At 69.0% G+C, this 21613-nt stretch carries 17 protein-coding genes; 9 read left to right on the forward strand and 8 right to left on the reverse strand.

Annotated features, from left to right (window positions below; all coding sequences use genetic code 11):
- Nucleotides 1–305: 305 nt before the first annotated feature.
- A complete protein-coding gene (locus ACLQ24_RS08005) occupies nucleotides 306–962 on the reverse strand; it encodes an LmbU family transcriptional regulator (RefSeq protein WP_425890048.1) in 657 nt (218 codons plus the stop codon).
- 1646 nt (nucleotides 963–2608) lie between these two features.
- Between ACLQ24_RS08005 and ACLQ24_RS08010 the strand changes: the two genes are divergently transcribed.
- The 7 genes from ACLQ24_RS08010 (at nucleotide 2609) to ACLQ24_RS08040 (ending at nucleotide 10242) form a co-directional block, all read left to right on the forward strand.
- Nucleotides 2609–3577, forward strand: coding sequence for a hypothetical protein (locus ACLQ24_RS08010; protein ID WP_425890050.1), 969 nt, complete (start codon nucleotides 2609–2611; stop codon nucleotides 3575–3577).
- Nucleotides 3578–3582: 5 nt separating this feature from the next.
- Nucleotides 3583–4845, forward strand: a complete 1263-nt coding sequence (locus tag ACLQ24_RS08015) for an aminotransferase class III-fold pyridoxal phosphate-dependent enzyme (protein WP_425890052.1) — start codon at nucleotides 3583–3585, stop codon at nucleotides 4843–4845.
- Nucleotides 4842–5960 carry a zinc-dependent alcohol dehydrogenase gene (locus ACLQ24_RS08020; protein WP_425890054.1) on the forward strand — a complete coding sequence of 373 codons (1119 nt, stop codon included), beginning with the start codon at nucleotides 4842–4844 and terminating at the stop codon, nucleotides 5958–5960. Before ACLQ24_RS08015 ends, ACLQ24_RS08020 begins: the two co-directional genes overlap by 4 nt.
- Nucleotides 5961–5974: 14 nt before the next feature.
- On the forward strand, nucleotides 5975–7135 hold the full coding sequence (locus tag ACLQ24_RS08025) for a pyridoxal phosphate-dependent aminotransferase (RefSeq protein WP_425890056.1): 1161 nt from the start codon (nucleotides 5975–5977) through the stop codon (nucleotides 7133–7135).
- Nucleotides 7132–8148, forward strand: a complete 1017-nt coding sequence (locus ACLQ24_RS08030; RefSeq protein WP_425890058.1) for an aldo/keto reductase — start codon at nucleotides 7132–7134, stop codon at nucleotides 8146–8148. Before ACLQ24_RS08025 ends, ACLQ24_RS08030 begins: the two co-directional genes overlap by 4 nt.
- Nucleotides 8096–9115: a hypothetical protein gene (locus ACLQ24_RS08035; RefSeq protein WP_425890059.1), complete on the forward strand. Its 1020-nt coding sequence runs from the start codon at nucleotides 8096–8098 to the stop codon at nucleotides 9113–9115. The genes ACLQ24_RS08030 and ACLQ24_RS08035 overlap by 53 nt, the downstream gene beginning before the upstream one ends.
- 116 nt (nucleotides 9116–9231) lie before the next feature.
- The gene (locus tag ACLQ24_RS08040) at nucleotides 9232–10242 is read left to right on the forward strand and encodes a hypothetical protein (protein ID WP_425890060.1); all 1011 of its coding nucleotides are present in this window, start codon (nucleotides 9232–9234) and stop codon (nucleotides 10240–10242) included.
- Nucleotides 10243–10388: 146 nt separating this feature from the next.
- Here ACLQ24_RS08040 and ACLQ24_RS08045 read toward each other — a convergent pair whose 3' ends face one another.
- Entirely contained in the window at nucleotides 10389–11423 is a 1035-nt protein-coding gene (locus ACLQ24_RS08045) for a D-alanine--D-alanine ligase family protein (protein ID WP_425890062.1), read from the reverse strand.
- A gap of 155 nt (nucleotides 11424–11578) precedes the next feature.
- Here ACLQ24_RS08045 and ACLQ24_RS08050 point away from each other — a divergent pair, with 155 nt between their 5' ends.
- Both ACLQ24_RS08050 and ACLQ24_RS08055 read left to right on the forward strand, forming a co-directional pair.
- Nucleotides 11579–13018, forward strand: a complete 1440-nt coding sequence (locus ACLQ24_RS08050) for an amidase (RefSeq protein WP_425890064.1) — start codon at nucleotides 11579–11581, stop codon at nucleotides 13016–13018.
- An 84-nt stretch (nucleotides 13019–13102) separates the two neighbouring features.
- Complete coding sequence (locus ACLQ24_RS08055) at nucleotides 13103–13678, forward strand: O-methyltransferase (RefSeq protein ID WP_425890065.1); 576 nt, start codon at nucleotides 13103–13105, stop codon at nucleotides 13676–13678.
- A 189-nt stretch (nucleotides 13679–13867) separates the two neighbouring features.
- Here the strand turns inward: ACLQ24_RS08055 and ACLQ24_RS08060 are convergent, their stop codons facing one another.
- The 6 genes from ACLQ24_RS08060 to ACLQ24_RS08085 all read right to left on the reverse strand — a co-directional run bounded on the left by ACLQ24_RS08060 (nucleotide 13868) and on the right by ACLQ24_RS08085 (nucleotide 21608).
- Nucleotides 13868–15085, reverse strand: a complete 1218-nt coding sequence (locus ACLQ24_RS08060; protein WP_425890067.1) for a cytochrome P450 — start codon at nucleotides 15083–15085, stop codon at nucleotides 13868–13870.
- A complete protein-coding gene (locus ACLQ24_RS08065; protein ID WP_425890068.1) occupies nucleotides 15082–17052 on the reverse strand; it encodes an amino acid adenylation domain-containing protein in 1971 nt (656 codons plus the stop codon). Before ACLQ24_RS08065 ends, ACLQ24_RS08060 begins: the two co-directional genes overlap by 4 nt.
- Nucleotides 17045–17860 carry a hypothetical protein gene (locus ACLQ24_RS08070; RefSeq protein ID WP_425890069.1) on the reverse strand — a complete coding sequence of 272 codons (816 nt, stop codon included), beginning with the start codon at nucleotides 17858–17860 and terminating at the stop codon, nucleotides 17045–17047. The genes ACLQ24_RS08065 and ACLQ24_RS08070 overlap by 8 nt, the downstream gene beginning before the upstream one ends.
- Nucleotides 17853–19673 carry a non-ribosomal peptide synthetase gene (locus ACLQ24_RS08075; RefSeq protein WP_425890071.1) on the reverse strand — a complete coding sequence of 607 codons (1821 nt, stop codon included), beginning with the start codon at nucleotides 19671–19673 and terminating at the stop codon, nucleotides 17853–17855. Before ACLQ24_RS08075 ends, ACLQ24_RS08070 begins: the two co-directional genes overlap by 8 nt.
- A complete protein-coding gene (locus ACLQ24_RS08080; RefSeq protein WP_425890132.1) occupies nucleotides 19670–19867 on the reverse strand; it encodes an MbtH family protein in 198 nt (65 codons plus the stop codon). The genes ACLQ24_RS08075 and ACLQ24_RS08080 overlap by 4 nt, the downstream gene beginning before the upstream one ends.
- A 136-nt stretch (nucleotides 19868–20003) precedes the next feature.
- Nucleotides 20004–21608, reverse strand: a complete 1605-nt coding sequence (locus ACLQ24_RS08085) for a condensation domain-containing protein (RefSeq protein WP_425890073.1) — start codon at nucleotides 21606–21608, stop codon at nucleotides 20004–20006.
- Between the last annotated feature and the right edge of the window lie 5 nt (nucleotides 21609–21613).

The raw sequence follows: 21613 nt of genomic DNA on the forward strand, positions 1-21613 counted from the left end.
ACATAGCGCTCGGGTAACACTCCGGACACCCGTGATGTTCCTACCCCACCAACCATGATCCACAAGACAGGCCCTAGAGCGAGCCTGCCGGCCCGTCTCCTGCCGGATCGGGACCTGATCGTGGGCCGAGCCGGGGCTATGGTCGCCGTCGAGGTCCGAGCCCATCGTGCCGCCTCCAATGGTGTGGGGTTACGGCGATTGCCGAGCGGCGGGGGCGGGCCGGCTGACGTGCCGTCCCGCTCTTGGAACACCGACGCCAGCCAGGCATAGTCACCCCGCACCTGCTGGTAGGGATCATGCCCGGATCACTCCGGGCTGGTCACGAGCACTTCGTTCGCCTGACGGTCGAGGCAGGACAGAATCCAGGCCTCGAGAGCCATGTCCGAACGCTCCGCGGCGCTGCGCCACCGGTCCACCCGTTCCGCCTCGGCACTGATCCTCGGGAGCGGCACCTTCTTGTCCGATGAACCCCGGCCGTGCCTGCTCTCCCGGACCCTGGCCCGTAGTTCGCTGCGCGACCAGCGAAAAGTCTCGGCCTTGGTGAGCCAGGAGTCCTGTTCCTCGGTCGGCAGCGCGACGACCTCCGCGTGATGTTGGAAGCTCAGGCCCGCTCGTCGGCGGGAGATGTCGAAACGACGGGCCACCCAGGCGTAATTGCGGATGGTCTGGTAGTCGAGCCCGACGGCGTCGATAGCCTGTCGATAACGATCCGCGTACCGACTCTGACCGTAATTGATCCAGTCACCGAGGCACCAGGCCGAAGAACTCGCTACGTCCGCCACTCGACGACCGGCCTGTTCCCACCTGTCGTAGCTCAGATCTGTCGGGATCGACAGCCCCACGCGGGTCACCATCACGGCGTCGGGCTCGCCACTTCGCACGGTGGGTTCGGCGTGACCTGGCCGGACGGTCGCGACGCGGCGGGATCTCACTACTGCGGGGCGGCTGTCGGTTACGGTCACGGAAACTCCTTCACTAGCGGCGTCTGCCTGGTGAAGCATTGGGCGGTACGCCACAGCACCGTGCGCTGGTCCACGGCATTCCGCCCTTGTGGGACGGCGTTACTGCGGCGGCCGCCATGCCGGCGTGGGATCATGGTGAAAGTCGGACTGCGGAAGACGGCGTCCTGCACCGTGAGGACTGCTGGCGCACGCGTCATAGGGGGCGGGTTGCCGGCATCTCGCGACGGCGGCCGAACCGGCAGCGCTGCCTGTCGTGGCCATGGCGCGCCCTCGCCCTGGCAGGCGAGGCGATTCCGTTGCGAGCGGAGCCGAGGTCCTACCGCAGATATGCTCGGCGTCGAGCCGTAGACACGATATGTCTGGTGGACGCGCATCCGACGGCGACTTCGCCGGGTGGTCGCGACGACCGAGCAGGTAGGTAGCCCGTCCGACAGCTGCTAACAGCGATTGTCATGATACTTTCCCCCGTGAATGTGTTCGGCAACAAGTTAGCAATCTGAGCATCTCTTGTCGAGGGAAGCGAGGTCCCCCGCTGGCTGCGCGATGAAGGCCGATTACGGCGCGTAGGCGGAGCGGAGGCCGTCGGAGACGGCGACTGCGGCGGTGCTGCCCTGTGCTGACGAGGCAGGACGAAACGGGCAAGGGGCGAGCCGCATGTCCCGCCGGGCGGGACACCATCCACTACGGAGCGTCCTATCGATGGCCGGATCGCCGGAGGAGTCGGGCGGCAGGCCGGCCGTGGCGGCGGCGCAGGGATGACCAGTTGGATGACGCCCCCTGCGGCCCTCGTGGGGATGCCCGCCGTCACCGGTGGGTGGGCCGGTACCGAGAGACGTCAACCGTCCCCCGACGGGGCCGTCGATCCAGGAAGACACGACGGTGTTGCCGGCGCCTCCCGGTCAGCTGTCGGCGATTCGGCTCGATCCCTTCGGAACCAGGTCCGAACTCGTCGGACAGTGCCGTCCGTGGCGTGGCGGTGTTCCCCCACGCGACCGTCAACCTCTGTCGTTGCCTCGGAATAGGGTGAATTCTCGGCGGGTGGACCCGCTCGCCCGCAGTCCCACTCGTCATTTGTCATGTTGCCGTGCGGGAGCCTGGACGGGATGTTGACATCGGTCATCGACCATGATTCTGTGCATGCGGCACGGGGACGTGGAGTCGCTGGCGAAGATGTCGGCCGATGTGCCGGCAGTAAGTGGTCTGCTGATCGTTGTCTGATATTAGCTGCGATAGCTGGCTGGATGGATTCGACCAGGTCTACCGGCGACAGGCGCATGGCGCGCCGCACTTCATTCGATTTGTAAACCGGCTGGATCAGGCGACGACCCACCGTGGATCGGTGCGCCGCCGCTACCCGCCGGTGACCAGCGAGGAACGGGTAATGGTGGGCAGATTTGTATTGGTGCTCCGTCGCGCCCCGGGAAGGTCGTGCTGCCTGGCTCGACGCGTCGTGCTGACCGCGCATGGGATGCCCGTGGTGCAGGTGGCCGCCCGCCCGGCCGGATCTCGAATTCTCCGGGCCGGACCTCGACGGCCTACTCGGCGGCGGACTGCGTCCGTCCCCGTTGGCGAGGACCTCCGCCGTGGCCTGCCTCACTTCCGGCATGGACCGCTGCGTAGCGGATGTCGCCGGCTGGAAATAGACGGTGGACGATGGTCAGATTATCGGTTGTCACCTGATCGACCAGCTTGATCCCGTAGCCCGATCCGTTCGTATCATTCCGCGGACCACCCGGGGAGAAGTGAAGGTGCGTCTTCCCGGCTCCATCATCGAATTAGCGCCAGGGCCGAAACCGGATGGTCGCTGTCCGGCCCGCACCTCATTGACATTGTTCCTGAACCGGGAGGCAAGAGAAATGCAGCACGAAACCTTGACTGTTGCCGGTATCGAGATGACTCGGTTCTGGCACTGCTTCGGAACCGAGCGCCACCGTGCCTCGGAGGATGTCGTGGTCGGGCTGCTCAGGTCCTCGGGCACCAACGTCCTGCCGATCAACACTCACCGGTTGGACGAGAACCGGCGCCGCGACGCGCTCGAGCATGGCTTCGACGGAGTGAGCTACGACCGGCTCGGCGAACTGGTGGATGTCAGCGGCTACGTCAAGATGCTCAACATCAACCTGCGTACCTCTGCCGAGGCCGCGGTGGAGGTAGCGAAAATCGCGTTCGACATGACCGGCGAGCGGGTGCTCAAGCTGGAGGTGTTGGAGCACGACCTGCGTGGTTCCCGGGACTTCGAGGTGGTCCGGGCAGCCGAGCAACTATCGGCCTGGGAGCCGAGCCTGGTCGTGCTACCGCTGCTCTCGGCCGACCCGGCGGCGGCCCACGCGGCGGTGAACGCCGGCTGTCCGCTGCTGCGGATCATGGGCTCGAAGATCAGCTCCGGCGCCGGCATCGCGGACGAGCAGGCGTTCAAGGAGATCGCGTCGCTGCCGACCCCGATGGTGCTCGACGGTGGCATCGGCTCCCTCGCGCACCTCGACCGCGCGGTCGACCTGGGCGCGGACGGGGCGCTGGTCAACAGCATCCTCTTCGACGACGGGCGCGCCCCGGTGGTGGTCATGACCGAGTACGCGGATGCGGCCGCCAAGGTCTTCCGCCGCGCCGGGGCCTGAGGTCGATGACCGGCCCGAGGCTCAGCCGCAACACCCGACCGCGCCGCGGCCACGTCTCCCTGGTGGGGGGTCGCGGCGCCGTGTTCCGGGATGTCCACGGCACCGAGTACGTCGACCTGTGCAGTCAGACGGTCAACCTGCTGTTCGGCCAGGCACACCCGGCGATCAACCGCAGCGTTGTCGAGCGGCTGGCCGAGTACACCTTCTTCGACCAGGACTTCGACTCGCCGGAGGACCGCCGAGCGGTGGAACAGCTCTCCTCCCTGCTCCCTGCGGAACTGCTGGCCTTCAACACCAAGATGTGCAACGGCTCCGACGCGGTGGAGAGCGCGGTCAAGCAGGCGCGGCGCGCCACGGGTCACTCCCGGGTGATCACCTTGAGGGGTATCTACCTCGGCCAGAGCAGCCAGACCATCAACCTGCGTGGCCTCGGCACCAGGCCCGCTGACATCCTCAACGGCAGCACGGAGGATGTGGTGTTCGCCCCGCTGCCGTACTGCCCGGAGCACGATCATGATCCGCTGGCCTGTCCGCTGGAGAACGGCCAGGCGATCTGCGACCTGGTCGACCGCCACCGCGACGAGTTGGCCTGTGTGCTGCTCGATCCACTCATGCTCAGTAGCGGAGTCTGCACCGGACGGGCGATGCCGGTGCTGCTGCGTCGGGTCCGGGAACACACCCGGAAACTGGGTGTGCCGCTCGTCCTGGACGAGTCGCAGACCTTCGGCTGGGTGCCGGAACACACACTGGCCACCCACTGGGGGGTGACGCCGGACGCGCTCGTTCTCGCCAAGGGCGTCGCCGGGGGGTTCCCGCTGGCGATCACGGCGGCCCAGGACCGTCTGGACACTCTCGAGTGGGGCGAGGCGGACTACACCAACGGCGGGCACCCGGCCGCGATAGCCGCGCTCGCGGCCACCTGCCGGCTGTTGCGGGATCCGGCCGAGCAGCAGCACTTCGCGACGCTCGTCGGTGTGCTCGACGAGGAACTCGCCGACGGCTGGGGCGGTGTCGTCCGCAGCCGTGGCGTCGGCCTGATCCGGGTGGTGGAGCCGCTTGAACAGGGCCGGCCCATCGACCCGGCACGGGTACGGCAGTTGGCCGACGACTGCCTGAAGCGGGGCGTCTACGTCCGGCCCTACGGCACCGCCCTCGGGGTCAAGCCGCCTCGCGTCATTACACCCGACCAGCTGCGGGACAGCCTCCGGGTGATCCGCGAGGTGCTGGTCGCCGAGCCCACACACGAACCAACGGAGGTGCTGGCATGACGTCCGGGGCGACGACCGAGTTCCTGGGATGGAATGGCAATGAGCTGGAGCTGATGACAGCTCCCCGATACACCCGTGCGGGCAGCACGGTAATCGAGGTGGTCGCGGCCGGGGTCTGCGGTACCGACCTGCACGTCATGCGGCATACCAAGATTGGCACGCCGAAGGCACCGCTGAGCCTCGGCCACGAGATCCTGGGGCGAGTGCTGCGAGTGGGATCCGGGACCCCGGTTCTCGGTAACGAGCGTGTCGCCGAGGGTGACCTGGTGGCGGTGGTGCCCGGCATCCCCTGCGGACGCTGCACCGTCTGTCTGTCGTTCGGCTCCCACGAGCACCTGTGCCCGCAGCGGGTGGTTCACGGGTTCTCCACCTGGCGCTCCGACGGCAAGTTCGCCGTCGGTGGCTACGCCACCCACATTGAGCTGGTCGATGACGTCTTCGTCGCCCGCGTACCCGAGGGAATGCCGTGGCAGCGCGCGGCGCTGTCGGAGCTGACCTCCATAGCGGTCCGGGCCACCGAACGTGCCCTCGGTCAGGGCCGTCCCGACCTGGGAATGGGGACCGTTGTCGCCGGTGGGGCCGCGGTCCTCGGTGCTGGCCCGGTCGGCACCGCGGTGGCGTTGGTGCTCAAGGCGGCCGGGGCGGACGTCCTGGTCTTCGAGTCGAACCAGTGGCGCGCCGACTACGCCCGCGAGCGCCTCAACCTCGATGTCCAGCTGGTCAGCGGGGATGAGTGGGTCACCGAAGCCGTCCGTAACAGCGTCGGCGGCCTGGGCTTCGACGTCGTGGTCGAGTGCGGCGGCAGCGCCGAACTCTTCGTACACGCGCTTGACCTGGCCCGGGCCGGCGGTCGGGTCGTCGAACTGGGCAACTTCATCTCCACTGGCTCCGCCCCGGTCGACCCCTCCGTGATCTGCCGGAAGGACCTCGAGGTGGTGGGCTCCGTGCTGGCCCCGCCCGCCGCGTACCTGAAGGCCCTGCGGCTGCTGGGGCGCGACGACATCCCGTTCGACAGGGTGGTGTCCGAGACGCTTTCGCTGCGAGAGGCAGCCGAACCGGGCCGGCTGCTCGGCCCCTGCAGCTACATGAAGCGCGTCATCCGCCCGAGCGCCTGACTGCGAGGATCACCGTGTCGAAGCTGAATCTACGCCCCGACCTGCCGCTGTCTGCCGTTGCCTCGATCGCGGAGGAGGCTGCGGCCGCCGGCTGGACGGATGTCCTACCGATGGCCGGCGGAGAGCCCCGTTTCGCTCCGCCGCCGGCGGCGCTCTCCGCGCTGTCATCGGCGTCCGTCGAAGCGGTCACCAAGTACACCCCGTTCCGCGGGACCGTTCCGCTGCTCGCGGGCATCCAGCGCAAGCTGAGCGAGGTGAACGACCTCTCCGTAGACCTGTCGGAGATCATCGCCCTGCCGGGCGGCGCCCAGGCTCTCTTCTCGGCGCTGTCGGTGCTGATCGGTCCGGATCGACGAGAGGTCGTCCTGATCGACCCCTGCTGGGAGCACTACCCACGAATTGCCCAGGCGGCCGGAGCCGAGGTCCGGATCGTGCCGACAGTCCGAGAAGGTGCGCACGACAGGATCGACCTGGACGCCCTGCGCGGAGCCGTCACCTCCCGTACCGCGGCGGTGCTGCTCAACACGCCGCTGAACCCGACCGGCTCGGTGCTCACCGCGGCCGAGCTGCGCGAAATCGGCGACGTCTGCGGGGCAGCCCGAGCGCGGCTCGTCGTGGACGAGGAGTACGAGACCTTCGTCTACGGCCCGCACCAGCACGTGAGCGCCCGATCGGTGGTGCCGGAGGCCATCTCCCTGTTCAGCTTCTCCAAGAGCTTCGCACTCACCGGCATTCGGTTGGGCTACATCTGCGCGGACCCGGAGACGGTCGACGCCATCAAGCGGTTCGGGCTGTACACGTACATGTACAGCGCGAGCCCGTCGATGGTGATGGCCGCCGAGATGCTCCGCGACGACGTCCGGCCGTACCTGAAGAACGCGCGCGGGGAGTACGAGGCCAAGGCGGCGGACCTCAGCGCGAATCTGGACGCCTTGCCCGGCGTGAGCTGCGTGATGCCGGAGGGCGGGGTGTACGTGTTTCCCCGCATCGCGCAGGAGGAAGGTTCATCGGTGGCGATGCGGCTCGTCCGGGAGCGGCACCTGCTCTGCGTGCCCGGCGAGGCCGCCGGCGCGACGGGACGTGGCCACGTCCGGCTGTTCATCGGGCTCGACGACGCTCAGAACCGTGAGGCGGTGCTGCGGGTACGCGAGTTCGTCGAAGCCGACGCGGAATGACCGGCCCGCACCGCCTGGTGCTCGGCACTCTGCCGTTCGCCCTCCTGCCGCCGACCGAGGCTTTCCGGCTTCTCGACACCTTCGTCGAAGCCGGGGGGGCGGCCGTGGACACCGCATCGATGTACGGCTTCGGACACGTCGAGACCCTTGTCGGCGCCTGGCTGCGACGGGTCGGGCCGGTGGCTGCGGTGAACACGAAGATCGGTTACTTCGCCGATCCGGACGACCATCGTGACGCGGCAAAACTCGCCGACGCGGTGGGCCGTTCCGTGGAGCGGCTCGGTGTGGTGCCGCAGCGGGTGCTGTTGCACGAGGCCGACTGGGCCTGCTGGTGGCGGACCGGAGCGCCGGCCGGGGCCGTCGAGCCGATGCCGCCCGACGCGTCGGTGCCGGCCTGGTGCCGGCTGCGGGAGCTCGCGAACGAGCTCGGTTTCCGTCCCGGGCTCTCCGGCAACCACGCGGCGGCGCTGGGCCGGGCCGCCCGCCAGTTGGGCGCGAGCTCGGTGCTGGTGGCCAAGCAGTACGACCTGCTCTGGCGTGACGCCGAGTGCCTGCTGACCGATGATCTGGGGGAGGTGCTGCTCGCTGCCCCGTTCCACCAGGGCCGGTTGTTCGACCTGGCGGCCCTGGCGGCGGCTGAACGCGGGAACGACCCGTTGCTGGCGGAGGCGGCGCTGCGCCTGAGTGAGCTGCTCGGTCGACACGGCGTCGCCCCGGCCGAGGTCGCGCTGCCGTGGGTGCTGTCCGAGTCGCGGGCCGCGGCGGTGTGCGTCGGCGTCGCCAACAGAGCCGAACTCGACGCCGTGCTGGACGCGACGTCCCGTCCGATCGATCCGAGCCTGCGGTCGGCGTTGGCCCGCGTCGGCATCCGGCGTGCACCGATGCCCGGGCCGGCGCTCGGTCCCGAATACCTCGCGGCGGCCCGTCGATGGTCCGCCGTACTCAAGAAGGAGAGCAGAGATGACGAGTCACCCGTACCTGAAGCCTGCCTGCGCGGTCGACGACCGGGCTGAGCGCCTGCGGCTGACCTACCGCGGCCGCGCCTATTCCTTCGACGTGTCGGCCGAGCCCGGGGTACGGCAGGCCGTCGAGTTGATGAACGGCCGGACCTCGGTGGAGCAGATTGCACGCACGACCGGCCTCGACACCGCCTCGGTGGGCGACCTCGTGGGGCGGCTGGCCGAGACGCCACTGCTGCTCGACGGCGCCGAGATCGTCCGTGGTGAGGGGATCAGCGGGACCGAGGCGTACTGGCGTCTGGAGGGTCAGCTGTGGCAGTGGCGCAGCTTCGATCAACCGGCGGATCGGCGTCCGGCCAGCGACCTCGAGATCGAGATCGCCAAGGGCTCGGCACCCGTGGCGGCGGCGAAGGGTTTCCTGTTGGAGATCTGCCACCAGGTCTCCAACGCCCCGACCGAGATCGCGCTGGCCGTGGCCAACTCGCCGACCAAGGCGGTACGCGACCTGTTCATGGAGTTCTACGAGGAAGAACACGCCCACGGTGACATGCTGCGCGAGGCGCTGGCTCACTGGTTGCCCGCTGACGGGATCGACGCCGCAGTGCCGCTGGCACCGACGGCGGGCATGCTGAGCAGCTACAACTGGTGGGCGCAGAGCGACGTGCTGCGGTATGCGGTGGCCCTGATGCGGGACGAGGGCAGCCCGCTGGACGCCAATGTCACCGAGGCCGACGACGTCTACCTCGGCATGGAGCGCCACTACGACGCGCCCGCGCCGACGGTGGAGCGGTTCCGTTGGCACGCCAACCTGGACGTGGAGTTGGGGCACGGCTCGTTTCCGCTGGAGGTCTTCGCGCAGTTCCCGGTGATCGATCACCGGCGCTACGCGCAGCTCACCAAGGTCGCGCGCAGCATCGTCGAGCTGTACGACGCGGTGCAGGACGCGGTGCTGAAGTACTACTCGGCGCACGACGTCTCGTCCCGATGGACCGCGGAGACCAGGGATGCGCTGGCTCGCTGAACCCCCTTCGGGGTGCGCTGGCCGTCACCACGGGTGAACGCCGACGGGTCGGGTGACGAGGAGACGGTGCAGCCGCCGGTCGGGACGACACGGCCGGCAGAGGAGAGGACGAAACGATGTTGAGAACCGGACGGCAGCACTTCATCAGCGTGCGGGGCCTCGACGCGACGGAGATCGGGAACCTGTTCGCACTCGCCTCCCGGCTGCGGTCGCTGGACCACAAGGAACGCTCACTGCTGCTGGAGGGTCGGGTTGTGGCCACCGCCTTCTACCAGCCCAGCACCCGGACCCGGATGGCCTTCGAGGCCGGCGCGCTGCGGCTGGGCGCCACCGTGACCGGGTTTGCCGAGGCGCGGACCACCCGCGCGGGCGACTTCTACCAGGAGACGCTCGAGGACGTGGTGTGCAACCTGGGCTGGGTGGCAGACGCCGTGGTGCTACGTCACTTCGAGTCGGGCGCGGCGGCCCGAGCCGCGGCGGTGTCGCCGGTGCCGGTGATCAACGCCGGTGATGGCTACAACGAGCATCCGTCGCAGGCGCTTGGTGACGTGTGGGCCATGCACCAGGCCCTGGGTGGCGTCGAGGGTGCCCGGATCGGACTGCTCGGTAATCCGCACATCCGGTCCCTGCACTCGATCAGTCTGGTGCTGGCGAAGCTGGCGCCGGCCGAGGTGGTCTTCCTGCCCGCCCCGGGCACCGAGGTCCCGCAGGACACCCGGGAGGCGTTCGCTCAGCACGCCGTCCGCTGGTCGCAGGTGGACGATGCCCGGGATTTACTCGCGGGCTGCGACCTGGTCGAGACGATCGGCACCCGGCATCCGAACCACCAGTTGGCGCGACAGGATGCCGGATCGGTGGACGACTCGACCCCGGACCGTTTTCGCATCGATGCCGGCAAAATCGCAGGCTTGGCGCGACCGCCGGTGATTCTGCATCCCGGGCCGCGCACCGACGAGATCGACGTGGACGTCGACCGGCTGTCGGTGGCGCAGTATCTGCCACAGGTCGGGCACGGCATGTGGATGAAGGCAGCGATGCTCGCGGTGAGCCTGTGTGAGCCGGCCGCCCTGCCGTCGGGCCCCACCGATTCGGCGTCAGCACGAATTCACCTCGGGGCAGGATCGTGACGGACCGGGACCTCGTGGGCGGCCGAGCGCCTGCCGTACGTGGCGGGGACCGCCGCGCCGTACGTCGAGGCAGTCTCACCGCGTCGGCTGTCTGCAAGGTCGTCGCGGGCCGGGCTGGCCGCGTCCGGTCCAGCCCGCTCGTGGGCTCACCGCAACGCGAGCCCGACCAGCCGCTCCACGAGGTCGGGGAAGGTGATCCCGGACGCACGCGCGGCCAGCGGCAGCAGGCTGTTCGGCGTCAGCCCTGGCAGGGCGTTCACCTCCAGGCACATGGGCGACCCCTCGGCGTCGCAGCGGAAGTCGACTCGGCAGTAACCGTCCTGGCCGAAGCCGAGGGCGCCGTGTGCCCGAACGGCGAGGTCCTGCAGGGTGTGGGCGAGGCCTCGGTCGATCGCGGCAGGGCAGACCTCCTGGGCCAGGCCAGGCTGATACTTGGCCTCGTAGTCGAAGAGCGCCGATCTCAGTTCGATCTCGGCGACCGGCAGGACGAGGCCACCGACCACGCTCACGGTGAACTCTCGTCCCGGCAGGAAAGGCTCGATGACGAGGTCGTCCTCGGCGGCGTGAGCGGGTACCAGATCGCTGAGCTGGTTCACCATCCGCACGCTGACGCTGGAGCCGTCGGCCGTCGGCTTCACCACGACCGGACCGGCTTCGATGAGGCGCTTGGCGGCGACGGGCAGATCCTCGTGAGCCGGTCGGTAGCGAACCTGTTCGGCGACCGGCACACCGGCGTCGCGGAGGATCAGAGAGGTGTGGTCCTTACGCCAGGCTGCGGCGCAGACCGAGCTGCCGGCGCCGGTGAAGCGAACCCCGGCCATCTCCAGCAGCGCCTGAAGGTGGCCGTCCTCGCCCCAGCCGCCGTGCATGGCGAGGAAGGTGACGTCGACGTCCCGCAAGAGGTCCAGCACCGCGCCGTTGGTCAGCGTGGCGAAGGTGCGGCGTCGAAGTGTGGGCTGGTCAGCGTTCGACGGTGGCGTGCGGGGCACCTCGATCTGCGGGACCGAGGCAGGATCCCGAAGTGAGCGGGCGAGGATCGGCTCCTCCGCCGAAGGATCGATCACCCAGACCTCGTGCTGGCGCTCGGTCAACGCCCGAGCGGACGCCCATCCCGACACCCTCGAGACGTCCCGCTCACTGCTCTCTCCCCCACAGAGGACCGCGATACGCATGAGAGGCATTCTCGCATGATGGTGATCAGGAACGCGGAAGTTCCCTGGGTTTCGGTGCTCTCCGACAAGCCACGGGCGGTGGGCGCGCGTACACCGGCGCTGCCGCAGGCTCGTCGGTCCGGCAGCGGTGCCGTCGGGGATGACCAGTGACCGGGGGAGCGACAGTGCGGCCGGACGGACCCCTCTGGTCCTGGTCCGCCGCCGAGACGACGAGCGCGTTGCGCGACGGCGCGACCTCGGCCACCGCCGTGGCCGAGGCGGTCCTGGCGAGGATCGCTGCCGTCGATGGGGCGGTTGGCGCCTTCGTCGAGGTCGATCCCGCGGGTATCCGTGCCGCGGCGGATCTGGCCGATCGGCGGTACGCCGAGGGGACGGCCGGTCCCCTGTGCGGCGTCCCGGTCAGCATCAAGGATCTGCATCCCGTACGAGGCATGCACACGACGTACGGGGGGCCGCAATCACCCGGATGCCCCGATCAGGAGGACGATCTGGTGGTCAGCCGCCTGCGGCAGGCCGGTGCGTTGATCGTCGGCAAGACGCTCTCCCCCGAGCAGGGTTGCAGCTACTCGTCGATGGCGAGCGACGGCCGGATGACCCGTAACCCGTGGCAGCTGAGCCACGGCGCGGGTGGTTCCAGCAGCGGAGCTGCCGCCGCCGTCGCGGCCGGCATGGGGCCGCTCGCGTTGGGCAGCGACGGAGCCGGTTCCATCCGCCTACCCGCCGCGCTCTGCGGCGTCGTCGGATACAAGCCCTCCTACGGGCGGGTGCCGGCGTACCCGGTCTCGGATCCCTTCTCGCTGTCCCGGGTGCACATCGGGCCCCTGGCGCGCACGGTGGCCGATGCGGCGCTGTTCACCGCCGTCGTGCAGGGTGCCGACCAACGTGATCCGCACTCGTGGTCGGACGAGCAGGCGCTGTCACCGCTGACCGAGTTGCCCGCGCCGGAGGCGCGCCGACTGCGCATGGCGTGGTGCGCGGCACCGCAGGGCACCACCCCCGACGCGGAGGTTGTCGGGCTTGTCGCGCAGGCGGTCAAGGAACTCGGCACGGCTCTGAACTGTGAGGTCGTCCAACGGGAGCCTGAGTGGCACGATGCCCCCAAGATCCAGCGGATCCTGTGGGACGGTTCCTACGCCATGCGCTACCCCCCGGAGATCCCGCTGCACCCGGCGACGCCGGACGCGCTGGTCCGGATGATCGAGCGAGGCCGGCGGCTGAGCCTGGCCGACCTGGGTGCGGCCAGTCGGGCGCGTACCGCGCTGTTCCACCGGATCAACCGGTTCTTCGCTGATTTCGACATCTTCGTCACCCCGACCTGCACGGTCGCCGGGTGGCCGGTCACCGCCCCGCTGGGGCTCGGCCCGAACGACGACCACCCACTGCAGGCTGGCCGGACCGTCTATCCGTTCAACCTGACCGGCCATCCGAGCATCAGCATGCCGGCAGGATTCACCTCCGCCGGGCTGCCGGTCGGCGTGCAGCTCACCGCCGGTTGGCGGCAGGACGACACCTTGCTGCGGGTAGCGGCCACCTTCGAGCGGTTACGCCGCTGGCCGGAGCTCTGGCCGGACGCAACCGCCCTGTCGTCGTCGGCCGGGCTCTGATGGCCGCTGGAGCCGTCGTCACGTCGCGGGTGCCCCATCCGGTGCCCGCCGCCGCTCACTGATACTCGCTCATCGGAGGTACGTATGCACACTCAGCTGCCCGAACTGACCCGACAGGCGACCGACCTGGCCACCCGTACGGGTTTCCCGCTGCCCAGCGCGCCGGAGACCGGCGCCTTCGTCGCGGCGTTGGCCGCGGCGGTGCCCGCCCACGGGCGGATCCTGGAGCTGGGAACCGGGACCGGCATCGCCACCGGATGGATGGTTCACGGGCTGCGTGGTCGCGAGGATGTCGAGCTGACCACCGTCGAGTTCGACGAGGGCGTCGCCCGGCTGGCCGGGGAGCTGGCCTGGCCATCCTGGGTGAAGATCGTCGTCGCGGACGGGGCCGACTTCGTCCGCACACACGGCGGCTACGATTTGATCTTCGCCGATTCGCCCGGCGGGAAGTGGGAGGCCCTGGAGGAGACGATCGCCGCGATCCGCCCGAGCGGGATACTGCTGCTCGACGACATGACGCCGGAGAAATTCCGCGACACCCTGCACGCGGAGAAGACCGCCGAGGTCCGGGAGACCGTGACCAACCACCCCGACCTTGTCTGCGTGGAGGTGGGCTGGGCCACCGGCCTGATCATGGCGGTCAAGCGGCACGACCGCTGATCCGGCTGGGCGGGCGGCGGGTCAGTTCGCCGACCTGATGGGAGAGTTCCTCAGCGGTCGCCGCCTCGTGCGGAGCGGCGACCGCTCTGGGTCGTGCCGGTGGGCGTCACGATCGGGCCCTTGACGTGGCGCGGCCATCGGGAACCTCCGCCAACATGGACGCCGTCTGCCAACGCTCGGACCGGACCCTCAGGGTGCCGTCAGGCGGATGGGCAGGCTGCTGATGCCGAGGATGAAGTTGGATCGCACCCGCCGAACCTCACCGGCCAGCTCCCAGCGGACCCCACGTTCGATGAGCCGTTTGAACAGAATCGTCAGCTCCACATGGGCGAGGGCCGCCCCGATGCAGCGGTGGATGCCGCTTCCGTACGACAGGTGCCGGTTGGGGGTGCGTCCCACGTCGAATCGATCGGGGTCCGCAAACTGTTCCGGGTCACGGTTGGCCGCCACGTTCCACAGCGTCACCGAGTCGCCCCGCTGGATCTGTCTGCCCGCCACCTCAATGTTGCGCGCGGCGATCCGCTGCACGTAGGCGTTGGTCGAACTCCAGCGCAGGATTTCATTGACAGCGGTGTCGAGCAGTCGGTGGTCGTCACGGAGGCGAGCGAGCTGATCCGGATGGTCGGCCAGCGCGACCATGCCGGATGACGCCGTGTGTGAAGTCGTCTCGTTACCGCCAACCGCGACGTTCAGGCAGTTGTAGAGAATGTCCTCCTCGGGCAGGCCACGACCGTTTATTGTCAACGCCGCCAGCTCACTGATCAGGTCGGAACCGGGGTGCGTGCGTCGGGCCAGCAGTAGGTCGTAGAAGAACTCGAAGATCTCCGCCTGGATGGTGGCCAACCGTAACCGCTCGTCACCGGAGAGCTCGACGTAGGAGGAGTCGCGGAAGCCGATCATCCGCCGGGTCATGTCGATCAGCGCGAGGGCATCAACGTGCCCGATGTCCATCATTCCCATCAGCGCACCAGCCGGCAGTTGAGGGCCGATCTGCGTAGCGAAGTCACAACCACTGTCGGCAAGCGCCGTGTCGAGGGCGTCGTCGACGAGGGCGGTGACCCGCTGGGCGATCCGATCCACGGCGGCCGGTGAGAACGCGCGATGCATGTGTTGGCGGAGCAGCCGGTGCCGTGGGGGATCCGAGGAGACCAGCATCCGCCCGGCCGCGCTGTCGGCGTCGTTGCGGTAGGAACCGCCGATCATGGCACCGCCGGAGGACAGGAACGCCCCATGATCGAGGTACGCCGCCGTGACGTCGGTGTGCCGGGTCAGCGCCCAGAAGCCCGAACCTTGGGGGAGCGGGTGCCAGTGCACCGGGTCGGTCTCCCGCAACCGGTGGAGCATCGGGTGGTGCTCACCCCGGGCAAACACGTCCACGTCGGTCAAATCGATGAGGTCGGGCATCATGGGAGCAGGGCATCCTTTCTGGTCCGAAGCATCTGCGCCAGGTCGGCGAGTACCGTCACGCCGAGGATCTCCTCCATGGTGACCATGGTGCGGAGGTCCGTGCTGACGCGTCGACGCAGCCGGAAGGCGAGCAGCGAATTGCCGCCGAGCGAGAAGAAGTCGTCCTGGACGCCCACCTGCTCGACGCCGAGCACCTCCTCCCACAACTCGGCCAGGTAGCGTTCGAGGGCGTCGCGCGGTCGCAGGGCGTCACGTCGCCGACGAATCTCGTCCCGCGCCATGCTCAGTAGCACCGCGGTGTCGCGCTTGCCGTGGTCGTTCGCGGGTATCGCGGCGGCGATGGTGAATGCGCTCGGAACCATGTAGTCCGGCAGTACCTTGAGCGCGTAAGCCCGCAGCTCACGTAGGGGCAGGTCGTCACCGACCACCAGGGCGACCAGGTGCTTGCTGTCACCCTCGCCGCTGACCACCACGGCCACGTCCCGAATGCCCGGGAAGCGGATGAGGGTCCGCTCGATCTCCCGGGGTTCGACCCGGTAACCGCGGATCTTGACCTGGTCGTCCACCCTGCCCAGGAACTCCAGCAGGCCGTCTTCACCGCGCCGGGCCAGATCCCCTGTGGCGTACATCCTGCTGCCGTCGGCAGCGAACGGATCGGGCAAGAACCGGGACGCCGTCATGCCCCGTTGGCCGAGGTAGCCGCGCGCCACCCCCGCCCCGCCGATGAACAGCTCACCCACCTGACCATCGGGCACCGGCAGACGGTCCCGATCCAGCAGGTAGACCCGCGCGCCGGCCAGGACGGACCCGATCGGTATCGCGGCCTGTTCGGCGTCCACCGACGTCACCTGGTACATCGTGCAGGCGGTGGTGCCCTCGGTCGGGCCGTACAGGTTGTAGAAGGTGCCTTCGAAGGAACTCTTGAGTAGCTCGCGGCAGACTGCCGGCAGGATCACGTCGCCACCGGTGCAGAGGATCCGCAGACCCGCGAAGGCCTCCCGGTCCTCCTGCACGATGTGGTTCACGGCCATGGTGGGGACAAGCATGGCCGTGACGCGGTGCCGGCGGAGTTCGCGTTGCAGGTCGCTGCCTACCAGGTCGGGCATCGTCGGTAACACGACGATCTCCGCGCCGCTGGCGAGCGTGCACCAAGCCTCGAAAGTGAACGCGTCGAACGACAGGCTCGACACGTGGCCGACCCGGTCTGCGGGGGTCAGGGCCGGCAGCGCCTCGTTACGGGCGAAGTATGCGAGGTTGCGCTGCTCCAGCACGATGGCCTTGGGCACCCCCGATGAGCCCGATGTGAAGAGCACACAGGCCATCTGACATCCGGTCACGGCACTGACGGCCGGCAGCTCACCGGTCGCCTCGTGCAGTTCGCCGACGGTCAGCGCGGTGACGCCCAGGGCGGTCAGCCCTTTCCGCAGTTGCGCGGTGGTGATGACCAGGCCCGCGCCGCTGTTTCGGATCATCAGGTCCCGACGGACGTCCGGGTACCGGGTGTCGATCGGGACGTAGGCCGCCCCGGCCTTCAGGATGCCCACCATCACCACGAACACGTCCGTTCCCCGGGGCAGGTAGATCGCGACCCTGCCCTCGGGCTGGACCCCACTCGATCGAAGGCCGGCGGCGACGCGCGTGGACTCGCGATCCAGTTCCTGGTAGGTCAGGCAGCGATGGGCATCACGCACCGCTGCACGGTCTCCGTGTCGTCGGACGGCATCGGCGACAACGTCAAGGATCCTGTCGTGGGGGCAGGCCGCCGCGTCGGCGCACTCGGGACCGTCCGGGCTGTCGGTGAGACCGTCCACGGCGTCCAGGCACGCGTCGTGACCGCCTTCGTACTCGGTCCGGCGCCAGCCCGTCGGCACTGGCCGATCCACCGGCCAGATGCTCAGGCGGCCCTCGACGGAGCGCACCACCGCGAACCGGTCGGTGCTGTCACCCCAGGTGGAGACGTCATGCACGGCTGCGCTCCTTGTTCAGGATCGACAGGACGATCGGCGCGACATCGGGGTGGCGCAGCAGCTCCTGACGGGTGGTCGGGACACGGATGACATCGGTGCTGCTCGCCCCTGGCCACTCGTCGGCACAGGCGTGCTCGCGGGACACGATTTGGACGGCCGGGCCGTCCCACGACGACCACGAGGCGTTGTACGCGGCGATCAGATGACTCAACCAGTCCACGTAGTAGCTCGCCAACATAGCGGCTTCGACGCGAATGACCTGGGCGTCCAGGTCGCCGCGTCGGATCGCCCGGTCACCCAGTTCGAGCAGGCCTTCCTGGATGTGCCGGAGGACCTCCTGTGGCCGGTCGGACAGCATCGCCGGCTTGATCGCCGACGGGGTGCGGTCCGCGTGGTCGAGGGACAGCAATTCACCCATCTTGTCGGCGGCGAGCAGGTATTGCTGCTGAACCGACGAGGCAGTTGCCGGTTCCCCGTCGAAGAGCACGAGCGGCACGCGGGAGTCGGCGGAGCTGACGGCTGCGGCCACCTCCTGGCCGATCGGAGCTGCCATGCAGTACGCCAGCACCGCTCGTACGTCGCCGTCGAAGGGGCCATGCCGGCGAAGCAACTCATCGGTGTACGCGGCAGCGGTCAGCTCCCGCGGGAATGGGGAGCTGAGGAGGTAATGGACGGTGAAGCCGTACGCCTCCAGACCGAGCGAGGAGATCGGAGCTTCCGTCCGCCGACCGACGTAGTCGCATACCAGGACCGTGCCGGTGGCACCCGAGCCGACCTCGTTGACGTCCCCTGATCGCAGATCATCCATGGTCCATCCCGTTCGTCACGGCGTTGGTGCGGTCGACGTAGGCAGCGAACTGCGCGAGCGTAGGGTGGTCGAAGATCGCGCGCGCCGACACCGGTGATCCGAGTTGCTTGCGTACCCGTGCGATCAGCCGCATCGCGAGCAGCGAGTGGCCACCCGACCTGAAGAAGTCCGTCGCCCGGTGGATCTGTCCCGTGCCGAGTAGTTCACCGAACAGCACGGCGAGGCGTCGCTCTGTCTCGGTGCTCAGTCCCTCGTCGGTGACCGGGTCACGCTGCTGCGGCAGCCCCTCGGCGACCAGCGCCTCGCGGTCGGTCTTGCCGTTCGGCAGCATCGGTAGGTGGGAGCGCAGGAGGTAGTGTGCCGGAACCGCCGCGGGCACCAGACGGTCGAGGAGGCGGGATCGCAGCTCCGTGGTCGTGAGGCCGTCATCGGCGACGACGTGGGCTACCAGATCAGACCCCGTCCCGTCCGGGCACCGAACCGCCACCACCACTGCGTGCGCCACGGCTGGGTGGCCTGCGAGCACCTCCTCGATCTCCGCCAGCTCGATCCGAACCCCCCGAATTTTCAGCTGCCGGTCGAGCCGGCCCAGGAACTCGAAGACCCCATCCGGTCGGCGCACGACACGGTCCCCGGTCTCGTACCACCGTTGGCCAGGCGCGCCGCCGGCCGCGGGCCGGAACGCCGCCGCGGTGCTCGCGCCGGCGCCCAGATAGCCCCAGGCCAGGCACGTACCCGTGATGCGCAGCAGGCCGGGCTCGCCGTCGCGTACGGGCCGGCCGTCCTCGTCGGCTACCGCCGCCGTGACGCCGGCGACCGGTCGGCCGATCGGCACGCCACCTGCCGCGAGGTCCTCCGGGGTCAGCTCGTGGGAGAAGACGTCGATGCACGCCTCGGTGGGTCCGTACTGGTTGTACAAGCGGGCGCCGGTGACCGCCCGCACGCGTCGTGCCAGATTTGACGTCAGCCGTTCGCCACCGAGCAGCAGCACGCGCAGACCCGCAAGTGCGTGCCCGCCCGTCCGGGTGAGGAACTCAGCGAGCAGCGACGGTACGAAATGCGCCACGGTCGTCCCGGTGGACGCGATGAAGGCGGCGAGTTCGACGGGCTCGGCCTCCGCGTGCTCCGGAGCGACGGCGACCGTGGCCCCGGAGCACAGGGGTGCCAGGATCTCCCACAGCGAGAAGTCGAACGCCAACGACCCGGCGTGCAACACCACGTCCTCACCGTCCAACGGATAGGCGTCCTGGGCCCACGCGATCCGGTGCGCCAGCGGGGCGTGCGGCATCGCGACGAGCTTGGGTCGTCCCGTCGTGCCCGAAGTGGGCAGGACGTAGGCGAGATCTCGCGATCCCGGTGCGCTCCTCGGTCGGTCGTCGCTCAACGCCGGCCGGTTGATCAGCGCACCGAACGGTTCCGCGCGGGGAATCGCGGTCAGCGCCGAATCGGCGGCGAGGACGACCTTCGGCTGGGCCGCCGACATGACCCAGGCGCCACGATCGGCCTGGGTCAGATCGGCCACCACGACCGTGGCCCCGGCGTCGAGTGCGGCCAGCGTGCAGACGACCTGGTCGATCGAGCGGGTGGGAGTGACGGCAACCCGCTCGCCGCGGGCCACCCCCAGAGCCCGTAGTGCGGACGCCGCCGCCCGGACCTGAGCCCCGAGTTCGGCGTACGTCAGCGCACGCTCGTCGTCCCGTAGCGCCGTCCGTGACTCGTGCACGGCGTAGGAGGCCCGCAGCCGGTCCACCACCGTTGCGTCGGGCAGTGGGCTTGCGGGATCAGGCCCGGCCGGACGCGACAACTCCGTCACCGGTGGTTGCCTTGCCGCGCGCGCCGGACGCTCAGTGGGGTGATGTCGGTCCACACCGAGTCGATGTGCGCGAGGCAAGCCTCCTTACTGCCGCTCGTTCCCTCGTACCGCCATCCCGCCGGGCAGTCCTGGCCTTCCGGCCAGATCGAGTACTGCTCCTCGTCGTTAAGGACGACCCGGTACCGGATGGCCATGCCGCTGTCCTCGCTGCTGGTCAAGGTTCTTCCTCCTGCCGCTATAACGTGCGTCCGCTGGCCGGTCTCACCCGTCGAACCGGGTCCCGGCTGGGAAGATCGAGCCCCGGGCGTGGGGCGCCGCGGCGATCTCGTCTCAGCGGGCGTCGGAAATCGGTTCCGACGGCTGCCGCCTGCAGATCCGCTCCACCATCTCGCCGTGCAACTCGGCGATCGTCCTGAGTTGGTCCGGTGCCCACACCGCGGCGTCCGCTGAAAAGTCCAGTCGGAGTTCGTTGCTGTCCGGGTCCTGCACGGCGTCGACGACCAAGGGAAAACTGATCTTGTCGTAGATTTCGAGTGAGCCACCCTGCAGCCAGCCCGACGAACGTAGCTGCCGCTCCATCCGGAAGTGGACGTAGTTGAAGGTGGTGTCGACCAGCGGCCGACCGCTGAGTCGCGTCATCTCCGCGTAGGGGAAACGTCGGTACGAGAAGGCGTCCCGTTCCGCCTGCAGCACCTGGCGGACGAACTGCACGTTGTCGCCGACCACCGGAACGGTGAGCGGAAGGATGTTCAGGAACAAGCCGATCATTTGATCGCCACCGGCTTCCTCCAGCCGTCCGTTGCTGACCAGGCCGGTCACGGGCTGCGCACCGCCGTACTGGGCGTGGCGGGCCGCGAGGTGCGCCGCCAGCAGGATGGATTTCGTCGGCACACGCGTTTCGGCACCGAACGCGGTGATGCGTTCTCGGATCTCGGGGGGAACCGGTGCCGACAGGCGGTGCCGGTCGGCGCTGCGCGCGGTCGCCTCGGCGACGTCCGGTACGTCCGCCGCGCGGGCGAGCCAGTACTCGCGCGCCGCCGGAGACTCGACCGCCTCCCGCTCGCGGTGGACGAACCGCACCATGTCCGGTAGCGGGTCCGCGGGTGCCGGCCTCGTTCCCAGCCGGAACGCGGTGTAGTGGGACATCAGCTCCGTGATGAAGACGTTCTCGCTCCAGCCGTCCATGATGGCGTGGTGGAAGCCGTAGGTGAGCTGAAACGATTGTTCGGACAGGACCGTCACCGCCACGCGAAGGAGCGGAGCGCGCTCGAGTTCGAACGGCTCGCTCGCGTGGGCGACGTCCGCGCGAAGGAATTCCCTCGCGTCCCGTCCGCGTGCGTCCGTCGTCCGTAGCGGAGGCGCTGCCGATCTGCCGACCAGTTGGAGCACCACGCTGTAATCGGTGACGTTGATCGAAGTCCGTAGCGCCTCGTGCCGCTCGCTCAGGGCGTCGAGTGCGCCGCGCATCGCGCCCTCGTCGAAGGGGAGTGTGATCCGGCGGGAGATGACGTCGTGGTACAGGGACTCGTCGTGCACCATTGCCTCGAAGATCAACCCCTGCTGGAGATGGGTGGCCGGGTACGCACGCTCGACCGTGGGGGGCAGCTTGGCCGCGTCGTCCGGCGAGACCAGATCCTGCGCAACCGGGTCAGTCGCTCGGTGCGTTTCCACGACGTGGGGTGCCTTCTCGACGTCCGGGGCGAGCTGCCGGATGGTGGGGCGCTCGAAGAGATCGACCAAGTTGACCGAGGCGCCCCTGGTCTCGGCCTCGACGATCGCCCTGATCGCCATGATGGAGTCGCCGCCGAGCACGAAGAAGTCGTCGTCGAGTCCCACCCGGTCGACCCCGAGCACGTCCGCCCAGACACGGGCGAGCGTGGCCTGGCTGGTCGTGCGCACCGAGGTCGGATCGGTCGTCTCGTCGTGGATGGCCATTCGGG

Source organism: Micromonospora sp. DT4 (assembly GCF_049841675.1).
Classification (GTDB): domain Bacteria; phylum Actinomycetota; class Actinomycetes; order Mycobacteriales; family Micromonosporaceae; genus Micromonospora.

What these genes read in the sequence shown, in the direction of transcription:
- ACLQ24_RS08020 (WP_425890054.1), top strand. Translation starts at nt 4,842, where the DNA reads ATGACGTCCGGGGCGACGACCGAGTTCCTGGGATGGAATGGCAATGAG.
- ACLQ24_RS08030 (WP_425890058.1), top strand. Translation starts at nt 7,132, where the DNA reads ATGACCGGCCCGCACCGCCTGGTGCTCGGCACTCTGCCGTTCGCCCTC.
- ACLQ24_RS08060 (WP_425890067.1), bottom strand. Translation starts at nt 15,085, where the DNA reads ATGATGCCCGACCTCATCGATTTGACCGACGTGGACGTGTTTGCCCGG.
- ACLQ24_RS08015 (WP_425890052.1), top strand. Translation starts at nt 3,583, where the DNA reads ATGACCGGCCCGAGGCTCAGCCGCAACACCCGACCGCGCCGCGGCCAC.
- ACLQ24_RS08080 (WP_425890132.1), bottom strand. Translation starts at nt 19,867, where the DNA reads ATGGCCATCCGGTACCGGGTCGTCCTTAACGACGAGGAGCAGTACTCG.
- ACLQ24_RS08085 (WP_425890073.1), bottom strand. Translation starts at nt 21,608, where the DNA reads ATGGCCATCCACGACGAGACGACCGATCCGACCTCGGTGCGCACGACC.
- ACLQ24_RS08070 (WP_425890069.1), bottom strand. Translation starts at nt 17,860, where the DNA reads ATGGATGATCTGCGATCAGGGGACGTCAACGAGGTCGGCTCGGGTGCC.
- ACLQ24_RS08055 (WP_425890065.1), top strand. Translation starts at nt 13,103, where the DNA reads ATGCACACTCAGCTGCCCGAACTGACCCGACAGGCGACCGACCTGGCC.
- ACLQ24_RS08035 (WP_425890059.1), top strand. Translation starts at nt 8,096, where the DNA reads ATGACGAGTCACCCGTACCTGAAGCCTGCCTGCGCGGTCGACGACCGG.
- ACLQ24_RS08045 (WP_425890062.1), bottom strand. Translation starts at nt 11,423, where the DNA reads ATGCCTCTCATGCGTATCGCGGTCCTCTGTGGGGGAGAGAGCAGTGAG.
- ACLQ24_RS08040 (WP_425890060.1), top strand. Translation starts at nt 9,232, where the DNA reads ATGTTGAGAACCGGACGGCAGCACTTCATCAGCGTGCGGGGCCTCGAC.